This is a genomic window from Polyangium jinanense (assembly GCF_028435365.1).
The window spans coordinates 296,990-317,887 of record NZ_JAGTJJ010000007.1 but is presented as its reverse complement, the minus strand read 5'-3'; the positions used below and the strand labels follow the sequence as shown (position 1 = coordinate 317,887).

Genomic DNA, 20,898 nt, shown 5'->3' with positions numbered 1-20,898 from the left:
CCAGGAAATCCGCCATGGGCTCTCTCTCCTTCGCCGCGCGGCTCGCCGGCCTCGCCGCCTCGATTGCGTCTTTGTGCCTCGGCTGCGGCGGCAAGGTCGTCATCGACCGCGAGGCTCCGCCCGACGATCCGCCCGATCTCACGCCGCCCCCGTGCGGCCGCGACCCGCTCGCCGCGCCCGCGCCCGGCGACGCCGTCGGGCTCCTCCGGTATGGGTTCGCCGCCCAGTGGCGGGGGATGGCGAAGACCCCGGCGGGGTGGGTTCCCTACGAAGAGTATCCCGTCGAAATCACGTTCGACACGCTCGGGCGGTACGAGGCGATGTGCCTGTTCGAGGCATGTACGGCCTTCTATTACGGGACGTCCCAGCCCGTCCCCGAGCAGACGTACGAGCTCGTCGGCCTCGTCGAAGACGGCACGGGCCTCGGCAAGATCCGCATTTCATTCGCAGGCACGTCGGGCAGCGTCGAGACGGGCGACCTCGCGGAGATTCGTCTGAGCGAGGACCTCGGGCAACTCGACTTTGCTTTTTTCCCGTCGTGGATTGGGAAGGACGTCGAGGCCGTCAGGTACGATCTGCGCTGTGTGACGGAGTGAGAGGGTGCGGGCGCGGGGCGGCGCGTTCGAGACGTATATGCAGGAGTGCTAGAAGCTGGACGGCGAGGTCGGGGCTCGCCGGACAGCCCGAAACAGTCCCCGCTCGTCGCAGCAAGCCATCTGGCGGACGGGCGTGATGAGGTGGCCCCTCAGGTCCTCACGACTCGCTATCGCTCACCTCGAGATTCAACGTCTTGATAAATTCCTTCTCCTGCTCTACGAGCCATCTTCTTCGCGCGTCCAGAAAAGCACGCTGCTCCGGCAGGGCATGAAGAGCCTCGTGCGGCATGCCGAATTCATCGGCAATCTTCGGATCCATTACGCCGAACTTGATGGCTCCACGAAGAATACGGCGCTGTTCCGCGCACGGAAGTACCTACGCTTGCGGCTGGGCAACGACCCCTTCGTTATCGTTCCGCCCGTGCCGCTCGTGGCGCTCGAACGCCGGGCGCTCCTCCAAAGGCTATTCAATTACGTGTATCCATTCGGGCACGTGTGGGCCGCGCTCATGGCCGGCGAAACACGCGCTGCGTTGACATGAGTTCGGTATTTCTGCTCCCATCCAGAAATGAGACGTCCGCGCTGGCGACCCCTCCTCTCCCTGGGCGTTCTCGGTTGCCTTTCGCTCTCGCTCATCCCGATTGGCTGCTCGTCAGCGAGGATCTACCGTTCTTCATTGCCCGATGACCGGCCGCGCGTCCCTGAAGCCACCGCAGAGCGCCTCAGGGAGTGTGTGGATGAGCTCAGCGGCACCATCGAGCCCGGATACTACACGCTCGACGCCTCGGTGAAGGTCGACCAGGAAGGGCGTGTCGTGGAGGTGCAGACGACGGGCCAGCCCAATCCGGAGGTCGGCGCTTGCATGCGGATCGCTCTGCGGGGGATGAGGCTGCCCGAAGATGTCCTCGCGAGGAGCAGCTTGCGAACGTCCGTCGCGGCGAACGGGCAGGCGATGCCGGATCGGGGGCCGATCGGGGAGGTCGTGACCATCGTGGTCGTCACGATCGTCTTCACCGAGGTCATCATCGAAGCCTTCGCGATCGCCGTCGGCGTGACGGTCACGGCGACGGTCGCGGCGGGGGCGGCGGAGGCGTTTGCGAAGAGGAAGAAGCCGAAGAAGAAGGACGAGCCGACGTGTGTGGACCATTATGAGGGGTGTATGGATGACGCCAGCATCGCCGACAGACTTGGGGACCATTGGAAGTCATCCCTCTGCAATGCGTGTCGAGTAACGTGCGAGGTCACGAAAGATTGGCCAGAAACCGTCCCCATGAGCTGGGGAATCGAATCCTGCAAATATGAAGGGCATGACAAATGGAACAACTAAAGCCCAAGAGAACCATGACCCCGGAGGAGCGTGTGTTCGTGCAGGCGCACAGCAAGCTCTTGATCAAGTCGCTACAGCGAACCCGCACCTTCGCCGAGGCCGCCCTTGACTTCCGTAAGCTCGAGGCCGAGTTCGTGGCGCGCGCAGGCGATGACGAATTTGATGTGCGCGAAACGAGACGGCGCATCGCTGAAACCATTTTGGACCTCGCCCATGACAAGCGTCCCCCCTTCGAGGTCTGCCGCGATGCCTGGAACGATCTGGTTCGCCTCGGCTTCTCGGGCATCGACCTCGAGTGCTCGATGTCCTGGTTTTACGCCGATTGCTGCGCATACGACGAGCGGCCCGACGAGGGGCTCGCGGTGCTCGAGCCGCTCCTCGCCAAGCTCGACAGTCTGCTCGAGGAAACGAAGGGGAGCGGGGTGGAGTATCCCGCGCGCCTTTACGAAAACGAGCTGGAGCGTCTGGGGAACCTCCGGGCCGCGCTCGAAGCCCAAAAACGGGGCGAGGTTGTCCCGTGGCTCGAGACCCGCCGCGAGGACGAGGCAGCCCCCCCGATGACGCCTGAAGAAGAGCAGGCCGACGAGCTTTACGACGAGTTCTGGAAAGCGCACCGCGCCGCTTACAAGACCTTCAGAGACTCGAAAAATCGGAGCTTCGCCGACATCTCGGCCGGTTACCGACGGGTCGAGGCGGAATTCGTGGCGCGCGCGGGCGAAGGCGAGGCGTTCGAGGATTGCGTTGGCGCTATCAAGGCAAGGACCGCCGAGGAGATCCTCAGGGCAGCTTGTGAGCTTCGCGCGCCCTTCCAGGCCTGCCGGGACGCCTGGGACGAGTTCGTCCGGGTAGGCCGAGACAAGAGCTGGATGTATCCAATGATGTACGTGGAGACTTGCCTCGAGAGCAACGAGCCCGAGGCGGCGCTCGCCGTGGTCGAGCCGTGGATCGCCGAGATCGAGCGCAAGCTCCAAGCGTGCAACGAACCCTTGCGGCCCCCGGGGGAAACCAGCGTGGAGCTCAATCGAAAGCTCAAAGAGCTCCACGAGCTCCGGGACAAGCTCATGGCCAAGCGAAGCGGCGGCGAGCCGTCGACTTGAGGATCGCGCAGCCCCCCCGATCGCGTCGTAGCCCTCGGCAACCCGTCCGAGGGGTTCGCTCCCCGTGCCTGAGCCCTCGGCAACCGTGCCCGAGCCTCCTCCCATCGCCTCCTCGCCCTCGGCAACCGCGTCCACGGGAGTCCCCATGACGACTTCGCCCGCGGCAACCGCGTCCACACGCTTCCCCATCGCCTGCGCACCCTTTGCTACCGCCTCCACGCGGATTCCCATCGCCTCCGCACCCTTGGCAACGCTGTCCGATCGGTTCCCCATCGCCTCCGCACCCTCGGCAACCGCCTCCACACCCTCGGCAACCGCCTCCACACCCTCGGCAACCGCCTCCACACCCTCGGCAACCGCCTCCACACCCTCGGCAACCGCGTCTTCGCCCTTTGCAACGGTGTCCGAGCGATCCCCATCGGGTGGTCGCCCTCGGCAACCGCGTCCTCACCCTCGGCAACCGCGTCCTCACCCTTGGCAACCGCGCCCGCGCGATTCCCCCCGGACCCCTGGACCTCCGTAACCGCGTCCGCGCGATTCCCCCTGGCCTCCTGGACCTCGCCAACCGCGTCCGCGCATTCCCCCCACCGCGTCCACGCCCCTGACGCGACACCGACACAGCAAATTTCCGTCGAATCGCAGCGCGCCCTCGGGCGTCTCAAGTCCGCCCTCACCCCAGTACGTCTCGCTCCTTCCATCGAGGTGCGGGCATGGAGGTTTTCATGAACGACACGATCGCTCCCTATATGGGCCCCAGCATCATCGACGTTTCGACGATTCGCCCGAAGCTCGTGGACCTTGCCAATGGCAAGCTCGCGGGCGCGCAGCGCGAGAAGGTTGGTTTTCCGGAGGTCTTCGACGAACTTTCGAAGGCCATCCCGCAGTACGGAGAGACCCTCGGCATTCACACCAGCATGTGGCAGAGGATCGTCGACAAGACAGCCACGCTCGACGAAATCCGGGCGCTCAAGAAGGATGTCCTCAAGCTCGCCGAAGTCCTCCAGGAGAGCGAGGTCTACTACGAGGACGCGCGCGAGGCCGACATCAGCCGCATCGGCGGATTCGTCGACGCCACCGCCCTGCACGGCGACCCGTCCGTACAGGCAGCCTTCAACAAGACCCTGGAGTACCGCTCCCGGTACGCGAAGAAGGCCGCCGATCAGCGCCGCAAGAACAAGCAAGCGCGCACCGAAACCGATCCCGCGCCCGCCACGGAAGCCAAGGCCCCGAGCCACGCCTGAGCGCTCCCCCGCCTCCTCGCCCGTTCGCAAGATCCAAACCGTCCCGTTTGTCAAGCGCTCCCGGGTGACGATTCCGTGACGTCCCCTCTTCGTCACGACGCACAGCGGCGCGGCTCGCGCCTGGCACCTCGAACCCCGCCGTTTTTCGCGGGCGTCCGGGCGAACCCTGGCTCGTGCCCTTCTATGGTGTGTTCACCTACCACGTTTTTCCCTTGAGCCACGCGGGGCATCCTGCCTAGGTTACGCCCGCTCGATGCGCTTCCGACGCTTCTTGGCTCCCCTCCTGGCCGCCCCCCTCGTCGCGACCTTGGCCCTGGGCTCGGGCTGTGAAGAGTCCGCGCCCACCCCACGCCTCAAGGGTCAGACCCACCTGACCCTGATCCACACCTCCGACATCCACTCGCGCCTCTATCCGTACAACCTCCAGCTCGGGCAGGTCGACTCCGGGCTCGGGCTCGGCGAGGCGCTCAGCATCGCCAACGTCGGCGGCGCTGCGCGGATCTCGCATATCGTCGGCAGGGAACGGGCGCGCGCCTCGCGTGTCCTCCACGTCGACGGCGGCGACTGCTTCCAGGGCGCGCCCGTCTTCAACTTCTTCTCCGGCGAAGCCGAGATACGCGCCCTCAGCGCCATGGGCGCCGACGCGATGCTCGTCGCGAACCACGAGTTCGATCGTGGCGCCCTGAACCTCGGCATCCAGCTCCAGAACTGGGCGAGCTTCCCCGTCCTCGCCGCCAATTACCTGCTCGAAGACCCCGCGCAGCCTGGTGCCTCGCCCCTCGGCGCCGTCCTCCAGCCCTACACCGTCTACCACCTCGACGGACTGCGCGTCGGCCTCATCGGCATGGGCAACCTGTCGAGCATGACCTCGATCTTCGACGCGCCGAACCGGCTCGGGATCACCCCGCTCAACACCGTCGAGGTCGCCCAGTTCTACACTGACCTGCTCCGCCCCATCGTCGACGTCGTCGTCTTCGTCACGCACCTCGGCCTCGAGGTCGACGAGCGCATGATCCAGAATACGACGGGCATCGATGTCGTGCTCGGCGGGCACAACCACATCGTGCTCCAGCCGCCGAAGCGCGTGCGGGATTGCTCGGCCAATTACGACGCCGAGGTGAACAGCTACTACATCGAGCTGAACGACCCGAACGCGGGCGGCGGCAAGATCCGCAGGTATTGCCGGCCGCGCGACGTCGTCCTCTCCCACTCCGGCGCGTTCGCGAAGTACGTGGGCCGGCTCGACCTCATCCTCTCCAACGACCCGGTCGATTTCCCCGGCGAGAACGGCGGCGAGTCCGAATACGACCCGGCGAACGGGTTCGAGGTCATCTCCAACGATTATAGGCTCTTCCCCGTCACCGAGGACGTGCCCGAGGATCCGCTCGTGCTCGCCACGCTCGAGCCGTATTCGCAGAGCCTCGACGCGCTGGCGAACCTCGACCTGCTCGTGGGGTATGCGCGGGACGGGTCGCGGCGGTTCTCCACGAGCGGCGGCGATTCTCCGCTCGGCAACATGATCTCCACCGCGATGTGGCTGCGCCTCGGCGTGCAGACCGATTTCTCGCTGACGAACACCACGGGCATCCGCGCCGATCTCGTGCCCGGGCCGGTGACCGTCGAGCAGATGTACAACATCTTCCCGTTCGACAACTCGATCTCGAAGATGCAGCTCTCGGGCGTCGAGGTGCAGGACCTCTTCGATTTCGTGGCGCGCAGGTCCGCGGGCCGCGGCTGCGTCTCGCAGGTGCAGATCGCGGGCGCCCGCATCGTGGTCGATTGCACGCAGCAGAAGACGCCCGACAGCCCGCCCGGCGTCGCGACGAACATCTACATCGGCGCGCGCAACCCCAAGGTCCCCTGCACGAGCGACGCGCAATGCCCCGACAAGGGCCTCGGGAGCTGCGACGTCGAGGGCGGCGTCTGCTGGCAGCCGTTCGACTCGCTCGCGAGCTACGAGCTCGCCACGTCGAACTACCTCGCGGCCGGCGGCAGCGGCTTCCGCGTCCTGCAGCGCAACACGACGCAATTCGACACGCAGATCCAGCAGCGCGACGCGCTCATCGATTACATCCGCGCCGGCGACCCCTGCACGATCCGGCCCCCCTGCCCCGCCGATCTGAACGGCAACGGCCAATCGGACGAGTGCTCCTCGCTCCTCGGGCTCGCCGCCACGTGTACGAACGACGGCGTGTGTGACCACGACGAGCCCATCGGCTGCGAGGTCGACGCCGATTGCGAGAAGCTCGACAAGGACTTCGTCTGCGCCTGCCCCGAGTCCGTCATCGAGGGCGACGTCTGCAGCTCCGACCCGGCGCGCCCCTGCTCGAGCGGGACGTGTGTGCTCCGCGCCTGCCGCAACGACATCGCGGCGTTCCAGCGGTCGGTCTGCGAGAATGCGCCGTCCGCCGCGATCGAGCGGGAATGCGAGCGGGAGCTCGCGCCCTGCCGAACGGCGGGCGAGACCTGCAAGTACCTCGCTTGCGTGGATCGTTACATCGGAAACTTCTCCGATGGTCGCATCCGGATGGTCGGGCAATGAAGTTTTTCACCGCTCCGCAGAGGGCATCTCTCGGCCTCGCTTCGCTCCTCGCGCTCGCCGCCTGCTCTGATCAGGTCCCGCTGCCGAGCGGCGCGTCGACGTTCCGCGTGGTGATCACGCAGGTGAACGGCGCGGACGCGCCCTCGGACGACACGCCGCTGCCTGCGAACCGCGGGGATCGCGAGGATACGTGGGCGTTCGAGATCGAAGCGCGCTCGCCTTATGGTGAGCCCGTCGATTTCAATGGCACCGTGCGGGTCAGCGTCGAGCCGGGCACCGTCCTCGGCGTCACGGGCGAGGGCGCGGCGGGCCGGAACATCAAGATGGTGGGCGGCAAAGCGAAGGGCGTCGCCACGGTGACGGCCGTGTATGGCCCGGCGCGGCTCTGGATCGACGATCTCGGGTATACGCCCGTGCCGCTCGGGGAGAAGCCCGCGTGTTCGAACGGCAAGGACGACGATGGCGACGTGCTCATCGATTTCCCCGCCGATCCCGGTTGCGCGTTCGCGGACGACGACAATGAGGACGTGGGCACGTTCGCGGCCGGCATCTCGCCGCCCGTGCATTACGAGCTCCCGCGCATCAGCGACATCCAGGGCCTCGGCGCGGCGACGCCGTTCCCGTACGAGGCCATCGAGATCAACACGCACCGGCCGAAGCCGCTCGTCGTGACGCGCGTGGCGAGCGACGGGTTTTACGTGACGGACCTGTCGGAAGCGGCGACGGGGTACAACCACATCTTCGCGTTCAATTTCTCCACGCCGCCGGGCATGCGCGTTTGCGACCGCGTGACGTTCCTGACGGGCACCGTGGTCGAGTTCTTCGGCTTCACGGAGCTCTCGTTCCCCTCGTACGTCGTGAGTTACCCGCTCGAGGGCGAGGAGACGTGTGAAGTGCCCGAGCCGACCGTGCTCGACGACGCCACGATCGGGAACGCGGACGCGATGGAAAAACTCGAATCCGGCCTCGTGCGGATCGAAGGGTTCCGTGTGGCCACGAAGTTCGGCCCGAAGCCCGTGGTCGACAACATTCCGGACGCGGATCACTCGAATTGTGACCTCAACGGCGACGGCCAGGTCGATTTCGAGAGCCAGGCCGAGGGCGCGTGTTCGGACGCCTGCGCCGCGGATGCCGAGTGTACCGAGTGGACCTCGTACTCGGCGCGCGGCAATTACAAGGTCTTCAAAGGGAACACGCAGATCCAGATCCAGACCGGCACCGCGGCGGGCTTCGATCCGACGGGGCACAAGGGCGAGACGCTCGACGCCGTCACGGGCACGCTCCGCAATTTCTCGGGAGGCTCGCTCAACTGGACCGTCGAGACGCGCTGCTCGGACGATCTCGTGTGCCAGACGCAGGGGTGCGTGAAAGCGACCGTGCCGTCCACGAAAGCCTGCGTACGCCTCCGGACCATCGACGACAACGATCAAGGCTCGAACTGAAGGACCCTCGATAGCTCATGCATTCCCGCATGCGACTCCGCAAGGCCGCCGGCGCTCCCCTGGCCCTGATCCCTGCCCTCCTCCTCGCGGCCGCCGGCGCGTCTGCCCAGCCGGTTCCGCCGACGGATCCGGCGGCACAGCCTGGCGGGACAACCCCCCAGCCCGCGGAGACGAACCCCGGCGGGACCACGCCTCCGCCGACGACCGAGGCGCCGCCGCCGCCCCCGCCCGCGCCTCCCGCCGCCGTCGAGACGCCGAAGCCTACGCCGCCCGCCGCGGTGCCCGTGCTCCTGGCCGAGCCGGGGCCGGTGAAGACGGTCGATAACAATCCGCCGTCCGTGCGTATCGGCGATTTCATGGATACGCGCCTGACGTGGGTCATGGGCGACGACGACGTGCTGCACCAGACGGGGCAGGCGCAGCCGCTCTCGCCGAACCTGTCGATCGGGGATCGGCGGACGTACCGGCTCTTCTTCGACAACCTGAATTCGCGTTTCGCCGGCCGCGAGAACCTGACGCACCTCGCGCTCTACAAGAAGATGCCTGGGTTCATCAAGGGCCTCGATACCGAGGCGTCGATGGTCCTGCGCTTCGACCTCGCCTCGCTCGCGCGCGCGACGAACAACCTCAATCAATCGCTCTACGACGCCGGCTCGTTCATCCGCGCCTTCTATCACACGGACGGCGACAAGAACGGCAAGCGTGGTATCTCGGTGACGCTCTGGCCGCTCGACACCGACCGCTTCCGCCTCGGCTACCTCTACGACATCTCCTGGGGCGGCACGAACCCGTTCATCAATCAATCGATCTTCCCGCGCGTGCAGGGCGGCGCCCCCGGCGGAAAGATCGAATACACGGGCGACAAGTGGAGCGTGTATTTCGGCCTGAAGACCGCCACGATCGTGCAGGTCGAGCAGACGCTGACGCCGGGCACGAGCGAGGTCGAGGAGATCCGCATCGGCCAGACGAACTACGGTGTGCTCGGCGGCGGCAGCGTCGACGTGAACGATTACCTCCACATCGACGTCGGCGGCGGCTTCTTCCAGCAGGGCAAGTTCGATCTGCCCGACGTCGCGGGGCAGAGCATTCACACGGCCGGCGCCTCGATGCGCATCCTGCTCCACGACAAGACCACGCCGGTGCCGCAGTCGATCGATTTCGCGCTGTACCGGAACGATCCGAACAAGCCGATGATCATCTTCAAGCCGGAGGTCTATAACCCCGGCAAGACGACGTGGTCGCTCGCGCTCGAAGGGACGAACCTCTGGCAACGCGTGAAGGACTTCGACGTCGCCGGCGGGACCACGTACCAGCAGGCACGGGCCGCGGCGGTGCAGGCGAACGTGAAGTCCGGCTTCTTGCGCGGCAGCTTCACGGCGATCTATCGCGACCTGCCGTACGTCCTGCGCAACCAGCCAAGCTACATTCCGTTCCAGTCGCTGCCGAACGACGCGGCGACCGCGAACGAGTTCTTCCTGGCCGTCGCCTCCGATTATCACATCCCGGCCCCGCGGCTCACGTTCGGGCTCGGCGCGGGCCTCCAGTTCCCGTCGACGTTCTCCACCTCCACGGTGGACCAGTCCGACGCCCCCATCTCGCGCACCGTCGTCGTGCGCGAGCAGGGCAACATCGCCATTCTGCCCGTCAACCAGGGCTCGGTGCCGATCTTCCAGGCGCGCGCGAGCCTGAGATGGGACCTCTCGTCCATCATGTCGGCGCTCCTGTGGCTCCAGTACGTGCGCGACAACAACGGCACGTACGTCGAGCGTGACCCGAGCGAGGGCACGCTGGCGCTCCGCACCTTCATCAGCCCGAACTTCCTCGGCTTCGGCGCCAGCGTCTCGGCGCGCTTCTGAGGCAACGAGGGCCATGCCGTGTCGCCCCGGCTGACCCTCCACCTCGACCGTCGCGATGCCGTCCACAGGCCCGGTGAGCTCATCACCGGGCGCGTGGAAATCGTTTGTCCCGAAAGCAAACGCTGCGACGAGCTCGTGGCCTCGCTCGATTGGGACGTCGAGAGCCGCGGCGAACCTTATGCCGTGCGCGGCGCGCCCCTCGTGCTCGCCGCGGGCCTCGCGCTCCCGGCCGACGAGCCGATGTTCGTGCCGTTCGAGATTCCCGCGCCGGCCGGCCCGCTCACGTACCACGGGCACATTCTCACGGTGAGCTGGACGTTGCGCGTCGAGGCGAAGCTCGGCTGGACGTCGCGCGAGCGCGTCGAGGCGCGCATTCTGCTCCTGCCGTGGACCGAGGAGGCGCGCGCGCTCACGGCGACGAGTTATCGAACGGCGCCGTCGCGCCATGCGCTCGTGTACAACCCCGGACCCTTGCCGGACGCTTCGCTCGGCAAGCGTGACGAACCGAAGACGCTCGAGCATCCCATCGTCGGCGTGGCGCTCGCGGCGGCGAGCGCGGCGCTGCTCGTCCTGCGCGCGGGGGCGTTCGCGCGGGTCTTCGCGTTGGTCCTGCTCGTCGGTGGGCTCTCGGCGCTCTTCGCGCATCTCCGGCGGCGCACGCTGCGCGAACGGCTCGGCCCGCCCGAGCTCGCGGTGCATCCGGAGATCGTGCGGGCGGGCGAGGTGATCACGGTGTCGGTCTCGTTCAAGCCGGGCCGGCCCGAGGTGCTGAAGGAGATCATCGTTTCGCTCGCGGCGCAGGAGGTCGTGGTGCGCCCGTCGAGCGAGCCGGACGAGCCGCGGCATTATCGTCATTCGCTGCACGGCGAGCGGCGCTCGGTCGATCGGGCGCGGCTGCGCTTGCCGCCGGGACACGTGACCGTGGTGCAGGAGATGTTTCGTATTCCGCTGCGCGCGCCGCCCTCGTTTGGCGCGCCGAACAACGAGCTGCGCTGGGAGGTCTCGGCGACCGTGCGCACGGCCGACCTCGTGTCGTGGAAGCAGACCCAGCGGATCCTCGTGCATCCGCCTGCGCCCTGAGCGGGCCTGAACGGCTCGGCCGTCGCCTGGCTGCTTTCCCCGCGACAACGGGAAAGACGAGTCTTATGTTCGGCCGCCAGGAGTCGGAGCCAGAACGATGAGATGCCAGAACTGCCGTCAGGATGCGCCCACCATCGTGCGAGGAGCTCGCGCGTATTGCACGGCCTGCGGCGCGCCTCGCTCGCTTCTGGAGGACACGCCCGTCAACGTCGCGGGCCAGCCGTCCAAGATCGGCGGCGGCGTGGCGAGCGTGGCCGGCTGGGTCATTCTGATCACGGGTCTCCTCCTGGCGGGTACGCTCGGGGGGCTGATCGGGCTCCTGAATGTGACGGTCGCGTGGATCGTCGGCGGGTTCCTGGGCGGCATGAGCGTGCTGTTCGGCCTCCTGTTCATCCTGGGCGGCCGCTTGCTCTGGAAGACGGGCAAGGAGCGCGAGCGCGGGGCGCACGAGCAGGCGGTCCTGGCGGTGGCGCGGCGGAATGCCGGATCGGTCACGCCGGCCGAGCTCGCGCGCGCCGTGAACATCACCGAGGCGGAGGCGGACGCCCGGCTCACGGAAATGGCGAAACGGCCGGATGGACGGGTCACGCTGGAGGTCGACGACGATGGGACGCTCCGGTATTACGTGAAGGACATGATGGGCGCGCGTATCGGCGCGCCGCGGGTTCGTGTGGGGACGGGGGCGCGGGTGCCTCCGCATTCGGCCGAGCAGGAGGCGCTCGCCGAGGCGGAGATGGGCGAGGAAGAGGCCCGCGCACGGGCCGAGCGGCGGCGTTAATCGAGCACAACGCCCCAGGAATCGACCTTTACGGCCTCGGGGATTGATCCTCGAAAGAACTGGTTTGGCCGGGCGTCGGGGCGGCGGTCTTTCACGTAGCGGGACCTCCGAAAGGCGACCGCAATGGGCAGGCCGCTCCGCCCACGCCTGGTGCCACGCCATTTTCGCAGTCCGGCCCGGAAGGGGCCGATACGGATTGCGTAGCTTTGCAAAAACGTGCGTGGGCTGGCCACCGACATGATTTTGACGCGGGGCGACGCGTAGCAAGAATCACGATCTCGGGAGGGGCTTGGCGCGCGGTAAAGGGTCTGATATTCGTGGATCGCCCGGGAAACGGAAGGGGGCGACGATGGGGAGGTTGGGGAGGCTTTGGGGGAGGTGCGGGGCGCTGGCCGTGACCGCGTTGCTCGCCGCGGGGTGCGGGGAGGAGGCGCCGCCTTATGATGCGCTTCCGCTGCGAGACGCGCTCCGCGCAGCGCCCGAAGTGATGGCGTCGCTGCCCAAGGAGACGCGACGCGAAGTGGCGCAGCGGCTGGAAGAGGCCGGGATCGGTCCCGTGGAGGAGCGGCTCGTGATCCCGCCGCGGGACATCACGACGATCGACGCGCTCGCGAGCGCCGCCGACGAGGAGCGCGAGGAGCAAGGAAAAGATGCGCTCGTGCTCGGCGCGATCGAGCGAGAGGGCGCGGAGCTCCACCTCGAAGCGCGTGAAGCCAAGGAGACCGGCGTCGCGAGCGAGGGGCCGCCGAAGATGCGGGGGCGCCCGGGGAACGTGACCGCGGCGCTCGAAGAGGCGGCGCTCGAAGGGCGCGCGGGGCGCTGGGTGCAAGACCTCGCGAAACGTTCGGAGGCGAAGGAGATCGTGCGGACCACGGGTCTGCCGATGGGCGCCTGGGCCTTCGAGGACAAGGTCTACGTGAATGCGTCGTGGCTCGTCGCGCTCGCGGCACTGGAGGAGGAGGGCGCGCAGGTCGTGCCCGTCCCCGCGGTCGTGCCGATGCCGGAGTGGCCGGGATCGAAGCCTTTGTCGGTCGATTTCAATCCGTACAAGCTGCCCGACAGCCTGGAGGAGTGCTCGCTGCAGGTGCAGACGACGTGCGGCTGCGCGGCGAGCGGGACGTGTGATCACGACGTGACGGATCCGACGTTCTCCGACGCGAATGCGGAGTGCACGTGGGTGAACCAGGCGGAGGCGAACGCGGCGGCGCTCTGCGTGCTCGCGCTGATGAACATCGATGGGGTGCGGGCGTGCGTGGAGTCGGGCGGATCGATCTGCGCGGCGCTGCCGGTGACGACGCGGGACGACGCGCTCGCGTTCCTGGCGAGCGAGAGCTGCATGAGCTTGCTCCAGCAATGCCTCTCGGACGGGAGCCTCTCGGGCGAGCCGTCGGGCGGCAGTAGCTCGTCGAGCTGCGGGGGTTGCTCGGGCGACTCGTGCGGCGGTTGCAACGACGATTGTTCGAAGTGCAACGACAATTGCTCGAAGTGCAATGACAATTGCTCGGATTGCAACCAGAACTGCAAGGACTGCAACAACAACTGCAAGGGCAGCCAGTGCGCCGTCGCGCGGCGGCCCGGGCGGTCGCCCCTGCCCGCGCCGGTCGGGACAGCGTTCTGGCTCGCGCTCCCCGTCGCGTATCTGTATCTCCTTTCGCGTCGGAGGCGGCCATGAGAACCCTCATCGTGGCTTGGCTCGAGCGCAACGGGCTGCCCGGGTGGCTCGCGCCCGATTACATGGTGATGGTCGGGCTCGCAGCGCTGCTCGGCGCGGTTGCAACGCAAAAACTGTCGCGGCGCGACGGGGCCGACGCGGGACTCGAAGGGCGGGCGCTCGTCGCGGCCTATGCCGGGGCGCTCGCGGGGGGTTACGTCTTCGAATGGCTGCGGGCCGTGCCGGAGGCGATCGCCGCGGGATCCCTGAATCCGCTGCTCCACGCGGGACGCGCGGCGTATGGCGGGCTCTTGATGGGGGCGCTCGCGGCGGCCTGGGTGCTGCGCCGCGGGGGCGCGAAGGCGCTGCCTTTTTTGGATCGAGCGGTTCCGCTTTGCGGGATCTCGTACGGGTTCGTACGAACGGGCTGTTTCCTCGCCGGGTGTGATTACGGCAAACCGACGGCGGGGCTGTTCGGGGTGCGTTTCCCGGCGGAAAGCCCGGCGGCGCTCGATCACGCGTCGCTCGGCTGGGTGCCGCACGGCGCGCCGAGCCTGCCCGTGCACCCGACGCAGCTCTACGAGGCCGCGGTGGGGCTCGTGGCGGGCGCGATCGCCTCGCTATGGCTGCTCGGGCCGCGGCGCGACGGGCGGGCGTTCGGGACGTGGATCGCGCTTTATGCGACGGGGCGGTTTTTCGTGGAAATGCTGCGCGGCGACGCGTCGCGCGGGACGTACGGGCCCTTGAGCTCGGCGCAGGTCGTGTCGATCGTGTTGCTCTTCGCGGTGGGCGCGGCGGTTCTGCTCGCCCGAAAGGGCCCGCGGTTGTCCCTGGCGTCGGCGATGCTGGCAGCGGCGGCGCTCGTCGTGCCGGAGGAGGCCGCGGCGCAACCGGCGAAGGCGGGACAAACCACGCAGGCGCCGGCGGGGCAGACGCCCAAGCAGCCGGCGGGACAAACCAGCGCCCCGCCGCCGCCCGCGCAGCAGGCGCAGCCGTCTCCGCCGCCGCAGGGCTCGGCGTATCCCTATCCGTATCCGCCGCCGCCGCAGGGCGCTGCGCCGTATCCGTACCCCTACCCGTATCCGCCGCCGCCGCAGGGCGCCGCGCCTTATCCGTACCCGTATCCGTACCCCTACCCGTATCCGCCGCCTCCGCAGGGCGCCACGCCGCCGAAGGCGGGCGTGAAGTCGGTGCCGGCCGAGGAGCTTCCGCCGGAGGAGAAGCCCGCGGATCCGCAGAAGGATTACAACAAGCTCCGTTTCGGGATCGGCCTCGCGGGCGGAGGGTATTTCGCGCCGGGCAGGTTCGCCGTGAAGGACGGCGCGCTCGTGGATCTCGAAGCGACGTACCGCATCTCGACAGGGCCCCGGCAGCGCTTCGAGGTCGGCCTCGAAGGGCGCTTCGTGGGGACGAGCGATGCGGCGCAATGGGGCATCGGCGTGCCGATCCGGTTCGTGACGGGGCTCGGCAGGTACTCGGAGATCGAGTTCACGGCCCTGCCGTTTTATTCGCGCGTGGTGTTCGACTCGGCCTATTTCGAGCCCGCGAACGGGTTCGGCGCGCGATTCCAGCTCGGCTTCGGCTTCCCGCTCACCTCGCATTTCGCCATCGGATTCACCCCGCTCGGCTTCGGGATCATGGGGTCGGGCAGTGTCAACACGCTCTTCACGTACGAGCCGCGGTTCTGGGTGAAGGTCGCGCCGCTCTGAGGGAACGATGATGTCTCGAAGGATGCGGGGCGCGCTTTGCCTCGTCGCCCCGCTCGCCCTTGGCTTTCTGCCCGCCTGCTCGGACGAACCCACGCGTCCGCCGCCGGAGGTCGATATTTTCGACCGGCTCGCGGCCATCCCCGGAATGGTGGTGACGGAGGAGAACTCGGGGGCCGAAGGATATCGTTACTTCGTGATGGAGTACGAGCAGCCGGCGGATCACGGCGCGGCAGGCGGGTCGGTCTTCCGGCAGCGCTTGCTCCTGCACCACAGGGACGCGGCCGCGCCGTTCGTGCTCGGCACGTCGGGGTACAACGTCAGTCCGACGCGACAAAGGATCCGGGAGCCGGCCATGTTGCTCGGCGCGAATCAGCTCTACGTGGAGCAACGGTTCTTCGCGCCCTCGCGGCCGGAGCCGGCCGACTGGTCGCTGCTCACGATCGAACAAGCCGCGGCGGATCACCACCGCATCGCCCTTGCGTTGAAGCCGATCTACACGGGCAAATGGATCTCGTCCGGCGGGAGCAAGGGCGGGATGACGTCCGTGTATCATCGGCGGTTTTTCCCCGACGACGTGGACGGGACGGTCGCGTACGTGGCGCCGCACAGCTTCGGCACGGCGGATGCGCGGTACCTCGATTTCGTGGGGTCGCTCGGGAGCTCGACCTGCAAGGACGCGCTGCGGTATTTCCAGCGGGAGGTGCTCGTGCGGCGCGAGGCGATGCTCGCGCGGATCGACGCGCAGGCCGCGGAGAACGGGCTCGGTTACGAGCTGCTCGGGCGGGAGAAGGCGCTCGAGGTGGCCACACTGCAGCTCATCTTCACGTTCTGGCAGTATTACGACGAGAGCGTTTGTCCCGACATGAGCATCGTGCCGACGGACGACGATGTGTGGACGTTCCTCGACGAGATCGCCTCGCCGAGCCTCTGGTCGGACGAGGAGTTCCTCACGTACGAGCCTTATTACTGGCAAGCCGCCACGGAGCTCGGGTATCCGGCGGTCACGGAATCGAACGTCGCGGATCTGCTACAGTTCCCCGGGATCGACGTGCCGGAGACGTATCTCACGCCGGGCAAGACGCCGGTGTTCGATGCGTCGGCGATGCAGGACATTTCCACCTGGATCTCGGCGGAGGGGGAACGGCTCCTTTTCGTGTACGGGGAGACCGATCCTTACACGGCGGCGGCCTTCGAGCTCGGGAGTGCGAAGGATAGCTACTGGTTCCTCGCGCCTGGGAAAAACCATTCCGCGTCGATCGTCGATCTGATGGAGCCGGACCGCGCGAAAGCGCTCGATGCGCTGGAAGCGTGGACGGGCGTCACGCCGGTCCTGCCGCCGGAGACGGCGTTCCGGGTGCGGAGGACGCGGCGCGATCCCGATTGATTCACCAGACGTTCGTGGCGTCGGTCATGTTGATGTAGATGACCGGGCCCTCGTGCTTCGAGGCGAGGAACTGGTCGACGTACGTGAAGAACGCGTCGAGGCGCTCGAACTCGTTCGGGGAGTAATACTGCGTGGTCGCGGGGTGGAAGCCCGTCGAGACCTGCGTGGGCGCGGTGAGCGCGCCTCCGCTCCAGTTCGCGTCGAAGATGTTTTCCATTTCCTCCACGGCCCAGTAATCGACCATGCAGCCATTGTCCGGGACCTCGAGCAGGCCGAGCTCGGGGCCCTTGCCGCCGGCGACGATGCTGTCCTCGGTCGGACGATACGGCTGGCTCGTGTCGCCGATCGGCGCCCATTGCGTTTTGTTGAACTCGTAGATGTCGTAGCCGATCCACTCCTCCATGAGCTTCCAGTTGTTCGCGGAGGAGTCGACCAAAAAGCCCGTATCGACGAGGGCCTGCGCGACGTGCGTCTCCAGCGTCCACGCGCCGGCGCGGAAGGAGGTGGGCTTGCCGAAGCCGACCTGCTCCCAGATCTCGTTGGCCTTGCCGAAGAGCGTTTTCCATTCCTCGCGGCTGTAGGCCCCGAGGCGCACGGTGTAACCGGTGGGGTCCCCGGCCGGATCGGCGACGGATGGCGAAGTTTTACAAGCCACACCCGCCGCCTCGACGAAGTTGCAATATGGATGGATGTGGAGGCCGATCTCGTCGCCGTACGTGCTGCGCATGCCCTGGGCCCAGCTCACGAGGTCGTCGCGGCGCTGCTGGGGAATGGCCGGATCCGTGAAGGTGTACGGGCCGATGAGGTGCGTGATCTTGAGCTCGGGGTGCGCCGTGTGAAGCTCGGTGTGGTGGTCGAGGACGCGGTCGTCGACGTCCGAAAAATCCCAGTCGGTCGAGATGACCATGTAGAGGGCGTGGCCCTTGACGAATTCCGCGCGAAAAAAGGCGTCCTTCGAGCCACGCACGGAGAGCATGAAGGAATGGTTGCCAATCGGGAGGTCGAGCGTCCCGATCTCGCCCTCCGACTGGTTGCCGTTGAAGACGAGCGGAACCGGCTCCGCGGCGCCGTCGATCCAGGCGTCGATGTCGACGATGTCCTTGGGGGCCGTGACGTTGATCTGAAAGGCCTTCGTGGGCACCGTGAGGCCGTCACCGGCGAGGACGTAGCGCGGGACGCCGGTCACGGTGAACGCAGGGTCGTTCTCGGCCGGCGGCTCCGGCCGGACCGGGGCAATGGTCGGGGGCGTTTCCGCGTCCGGGCCGCAAGCCGGCGCCACGAGGAGGGAGAGGGCCGTGAGGAGAAGGAAAGAGGGAGATCGAAGGCGCATGATCCCTTGTATCATGCGCCGGTCGCGCCCCGAAGGGCGTCCTGAGACGCGCGCTCAGTCCGCCGTGGGCAATTTGAGCGCGCCCGCGCCGAGCTCGACGAAGCGGGTCTTGGGGAAGGCCTTCGCGCAGGTCTCGAGCTGCCAGTCGCCCTTGAAAAGGACGACGGGCTGGCCATGCACGTCGAGCGCGCCATAGCCGTAGAGCTGCGATTCGAGCTCCGCGAGGGGCACGGGCTCGCCCTCGACCCAGCGCGCGATGTTCCACGAGAGGCGCTCGATACGGACGTCCGCGCCGTATTCGTTGAGGAGGCGGTGCTTGACGACGTCGAACTGGAGCTCGCCGACGGCGCCGAGAATGGACTCGCCCTCGCGGCCCTCCGGTGGCCGGAAGAGCTGCACGCTGCCCTCCTGCGCGAGCTGCTCGAGGCCCTTCTTGAGCTGCTTGCGTTTCATCGGATCGACCATCACCACGCGGCCGAAATGCTCGGGCGGGAACTGCGGGAGCGGCGCATATTTGACGTTCGCGCCGTCCGTGAGGGTGTCGCCGATGAGGAAGATGCCCGGATCGAAGACGCCGATGATGTCGCCCGCGAAACCGTCGTCGACGACGGTGCGCTCCTGCGCGAGGAATTGCACGGGGTTCGTGAGGCGAATGTCGCGATCGAGCCGGACGTGGCGGACCTTCATGCCGCGCTCGTACTGGCCCGAGCAGACGCGGACGAACGCAATGCGGTCGCGATGGGCGCGATCCATGTTCGCCTGGATCTTGAAGACGAACGCGGTGAATCGCTCGTCGTCGGGGGTGATCGCGCCCTTGTCGCTCGCGCGAGGGGCCGGCTGGGGCATCATCTCCACGAAGGAATCGAGGAGCTGCGGGAGGCCGAAATTCGTCAATGCGCTGCCGAAGAACATCGGCGTGACCTCGCCGCGCGCGAGTTTGCCCGTGTCGAGGGCATCGCCGGCCGCGTCGAGGAGCTCGACGTCCTCGCGGAGCTGCTTGACGCCCTCCTCTTCCACGGCCTGCTCGAGCTCGGGCGCATAGAGGTCGTGGGCCTGCATGGGCGCCATCTCGGCGCCGTGGGCGACCTGCTGAAAGAGGAACACCTGCCGGAGGAGGCGGTGGTAGACGCCCTTGAACTGGCCACGGACGGTGATGGGCCAGGTGATCGGGTAGACGCCGATGCCGAGGACCTCCTCGACTTCGCCGATGAGCTCGAACGGATCGCGGCCGGGCCGGTCCATCTTGTTGACGAAGCTGAAGATGGGCATCGAGCGGAGCTTGCAGACGCGGAAAAGCTTCTTCGTCTGCGCCTCGACGCCCTTGGCCGAGTCGAGGAGCATGATGGCCGCGTCGGTGGCCATGAGCGCGCGGTAGGTGTCCTCGCTGAAGTCGGCGTGGCCCGGGGTGTCGACGAGCGAGAGCAGGCGGCCCTTGTAAGGGAACTGCAGGACGCTCGACTGGATGGAGATGCCGCGCTCGCGCTCCATCTCCAGGTAGTCGCTGACGGCGTGCGCGCGCGCGCGCTTGGCCTTGACGGCGCCCGCGAGCTGGATGGCCCCGCCGTAGAGCAGGAGCTTCTCGGTGAGCGTGGTCTTGCCCGCGTCGGGGTGGGAGATGATGGCGAAGGTCTTGCGGCGAGCGATCTCGCGCTGGAGGAGTTGAGGGTCGGACACGGCGGCGCGCGCACCTTAGCACCGGTTCCGCCCCGGGCTACGCTCGCGAAGAGCCACGGCCGAGGCCGAGGGGTCGCTTGGGCGCGCCTGGCGGGCGCCTGGCGAAAAACGGCGGCACCACCCCCGGAGGGCCGAAGTTCGCAGGGATTGCAGGGGCTTTGTCCTGGCACGAGGATCGCTCTCGGCCCCGCGCGTGCAAGCGACCGAGCGAGGAGCGGGGCGAGTCTTGGCGGGGGACGACATCGATCTGATCCTCCGGCACGTGTCGCGGAAGCTGCCCCACGCGGTCGCGCGGGCGCTGCTCGATTGCGAGGGGCCCATCGAGCCTTTGGAATGGGTCGATACGCAGGTGACGTCACGACAGCGGCGGCTCGATCGCGCGCTGCTCGTGAAGGCAGCCGAGGGAAAACGGCTGCTGCACGTGGAATGGGCGCGGACCATGACACGGGACGTGTCGTGGCGGATGTTCGAATACAACACCCTGACGGCGCTCGCGCTGGGGGACGAGGCGCGCGCGCGGCGCGGGACGAACCCGGACGAGAGGCCGCCGCGCATCGAGAGCGTACTCGTGCTCCTGGCCGGCCGCGACGAACCCTGGCCCGAGCAAGGCGTGTACCGAACCTCGCCGGACGATCGGCCGTTTTCCGGGGTCTCGTTCCGCGTGGAGCCGGTCTACCAGCGGACCGTGGCCGAGCTCGTACGACGAGCAACCGAACAAGGAAGTCCGTTCTGGTTGATCTTCGCGCCCCTGACGCGGGATGTGGACGCGGACAAACTCGCGCAGGTCATGGAGATTTTGCGCGCGCAGTGCTCCGCCTCGGAGCTCGAGGAACTCTGCGCAGCCATGAGCGTCCTCGCGGAGACAAACGATCGTGTGAAAGGGCTTGGGGATGTGGTAGCTTCTGTGGGGTCCGGGAGGTTGGTCATGCAAAACTGGATCTTCAGAGAAGGGCGTAAGGAAGGGCGCAAAGAGGGACGCAAGGAAGGGCGTCTCCAGGGACGTCTCGAAACACTCGCCCACCAGTTCGAACGGCGCCTCGGGCGCCCGTTGACCACGCCGGAACGACAAACCCTGGCCGACCGGCTCGCCAAACTCGGCGCGATTCGCGTCGGGGACGTCGTGCTCGATCGATCGCCGGACGAGCTCGCACGCTGGCTCGCGCCGCGGAACGAGGGGTAACCCGCGACGAA

The 20,898-nt window shown here is 67.4% G+C and carries 16 protein-coding genes; 14 read left to right on the top strand and 2 right to left on the bottom strand.

Features of this window, described 5'->3' with window-relative positions; all coding sequences use genetic code 11:
• The first annotated feature begins 14 nt into the window (after positions 1-14).
• The 13 genes from KEG57_RS17670 to KEG57_RS17610 all read left to right on the top strand — a co-directional run bounded on the left by KEG57_RS17670 (position 15) and on the right by KEG57_RS17610 (position 16,703).
• Positions 15-596, top strand: a complete 582-nt coding sequence (locus tag KEG57_RS17670) for a hypothetical protein (RefSeq protein WP_272420848.1) — start codon at positions 15-17, stop codon at positions 594-596.
• Between the two features lie 268 nt (positions 597-864).
• Complete coding sequence (locus KEG57_RS17665; protein WP_272420846.1) at positions 865-1,137, top strand: hypothetical protein; 273 nt, start codon at positions 865-867, stop codon at positions 1,135-1,137.
• A 192-nt stretch (positions 1,138-1,329) separates the two neighbouring features.
• The gene (locus tag KEG57_RS17660; RefSeq protein WP_272420844.1) at positions 1,330-1,923 is read left to right on the top strand and encodes a hypothetical protein; all 594 of its coding nucleotides are present in this window, start codon (positions 1,330-1,332) and stop codon (positions 1,921-1,923) included.
• A 14-nt stretch (positions 1,924-1,937) separates the two neighbouring features.
• A complete protein-coding gene (locus KEG57_RS17655; protein WP_272420842.1) occupies positions 1,938-3,020 on the top strand; it encodes a hypothetical protein in 1,083 nt (360 codons plus the stop codon).
• Between the two features lie 722 nt (positions 3,021-3,742).
• Entirely contained in the window at positions 3,743-4,261 is a 519-nt protein-coding gene (locus tag KEG57_RS17650) for a hypothetical protein (RefSeq protein ID WP_272420841.1), read from the top strand.
• Positions 4,262-4,514: 253 nt separating this feature from the next.
• Entirely contained in the window at positions 4,515-6,803 is a 2,289-nt protein-coding gene (locus tag KEG57_RS17645) for a bifunctional metallophosphatase/5'-nucleotidase (RefSeq protein ID WP_272420839.1), read from the top strand.
• Positions 6,800-8,245 carry a hypothetical protein gene (locus KEG57_RS17640; RefSeq protein WP_272420837.1) on the top strand — a complete coding sequence of 482 codons (1,446 nt, stop codon included), beginning with the start codon at positions 6,800-6,802 and terminating at the stop codon, positions 8,243-8,245. The genes KEG57_RS17645 and KEG57_RS17640 overlap by 4 nt, the downstream gene beginning before the upstream one ends.
• Positions 8,246-8,274: 29 nt before the next feature.
• Positions 8,275-10,101, top strand: coding sequence for a hypothetical protein (locus KEG57_RS17635; protein ID WP_272420835.1), 1,827 nt, complete (start codon positions 8,275-8,277; stop codon positions 10,099-10,101).
• A gap of 18 nt (positions 10,102-10,119) precedes the next feature.
• On the top strand, positions 10,120-11,181 hold the full coding sequence (locus KEG57_RS17630) for a hypothetical protein (RefSeq protein ID WP_272420833.1): 1,062 nt from the start codon (positions 10,120-10,122) through the stop codon (positions 11,179-11,181).
• 97 nt (positions 11,182-11,278) lie between these two features.
• The gene (locus KEG57_RS17625) at positions 11,279-11,959 is read left to right on the top strand and encodes a hypothetical protein (protein WP_272458647.1); all 681 of its coding nucleotides are present in this window, start codon (positions 11,279-11,281) and stop codon (positions 11,957-11,959) included.
• Positions 11,960-12,353: 394 nt separating this feature from the next.
• Complete coding sequence (locus KEG57_RS17620) at positions 12,354-13,631, top strand: SPFH domain-containing protein (RefSeq protein WP_272420829.1); 1,278 nt, start codon at positions 12,354-12,356, stop codon at positions 13,629-13,631.
• Positions 13,628-15,319, top strand: a complete 1,692-nt coding sequence (locus tag KEG57_RS17615) for a prolipoprotein diacylglyceryl transferase (protein WP_272420827.1) — start codon at positions 13,628-13,630, stop codon at positions 15,317-15,319. Before KEG57_RS17620 ends, KEG57_RS17615 begins: the two co-directional genes overlap by 4 nt.
• 7 nt (positions 15,320-15,326) lie before the next feature.
• Positions 15,327-16,703, top strand: a complete 1,377-nt coding sequence (locus KEG57_RS17610) for a S28 family serine protease (RefSeq protein WP_272420826.1) — start codon at positions 15,327-15,329, stop codon at positions 16,701-16,703.
• Position 16,704: 1 nt separating this feature from the next.
• Here KEG57_RS17610 and KEG57_RS17605 read toward each other — a convergent pair whose 3' ends face one another.
• Together KEG57_RS17605 and KEG57_RS17600 are read right to left on the bottom strand one after the other, a co-directional pair.
• Complete coding sequence (locus KEG57_RS17605; RefSeq protein ID WP_272420824.1) at positions 16,705-18,033, bottom strand: polysaccharide deacetylase family protein; 1,329 nt, start codon at positions 18,031-18,033, stop codon at positions 16,705-16,707.
• Positions 18,034-18,087: 54 nt separating this feature from the next.
• Positions 18,088-19,707 carry a peptide chain release factor 3 gene (locus KEG57_RS17600; protein WP_272458646.1) on the bottom strand — a complete coding sequence of 540 codons (1,620 nt, stop codon included), beginning with the start codon at positions 19,705-19,707 and terminating at the stop codon, positions 18,088-18,090.
• 226 nt (positions 19,708-19,933) lie between these two features.
• On the opposite strand from KEG57_RS17600, the gene KEG57_RS17595 reads away from it, so the two are divergent.
• A complete protein-coding gene (locus KEG57_RS17595; protein ID WP_272420820.1) occupies positions 19,934-20,887 on the top strand; it encodes an RpnC/YadD family protein in 954 nt (317 codons plus the stop codon).
• The last annotated feature ends 11 nt before the right edge of the window (positions 20,888-20,898 follow it).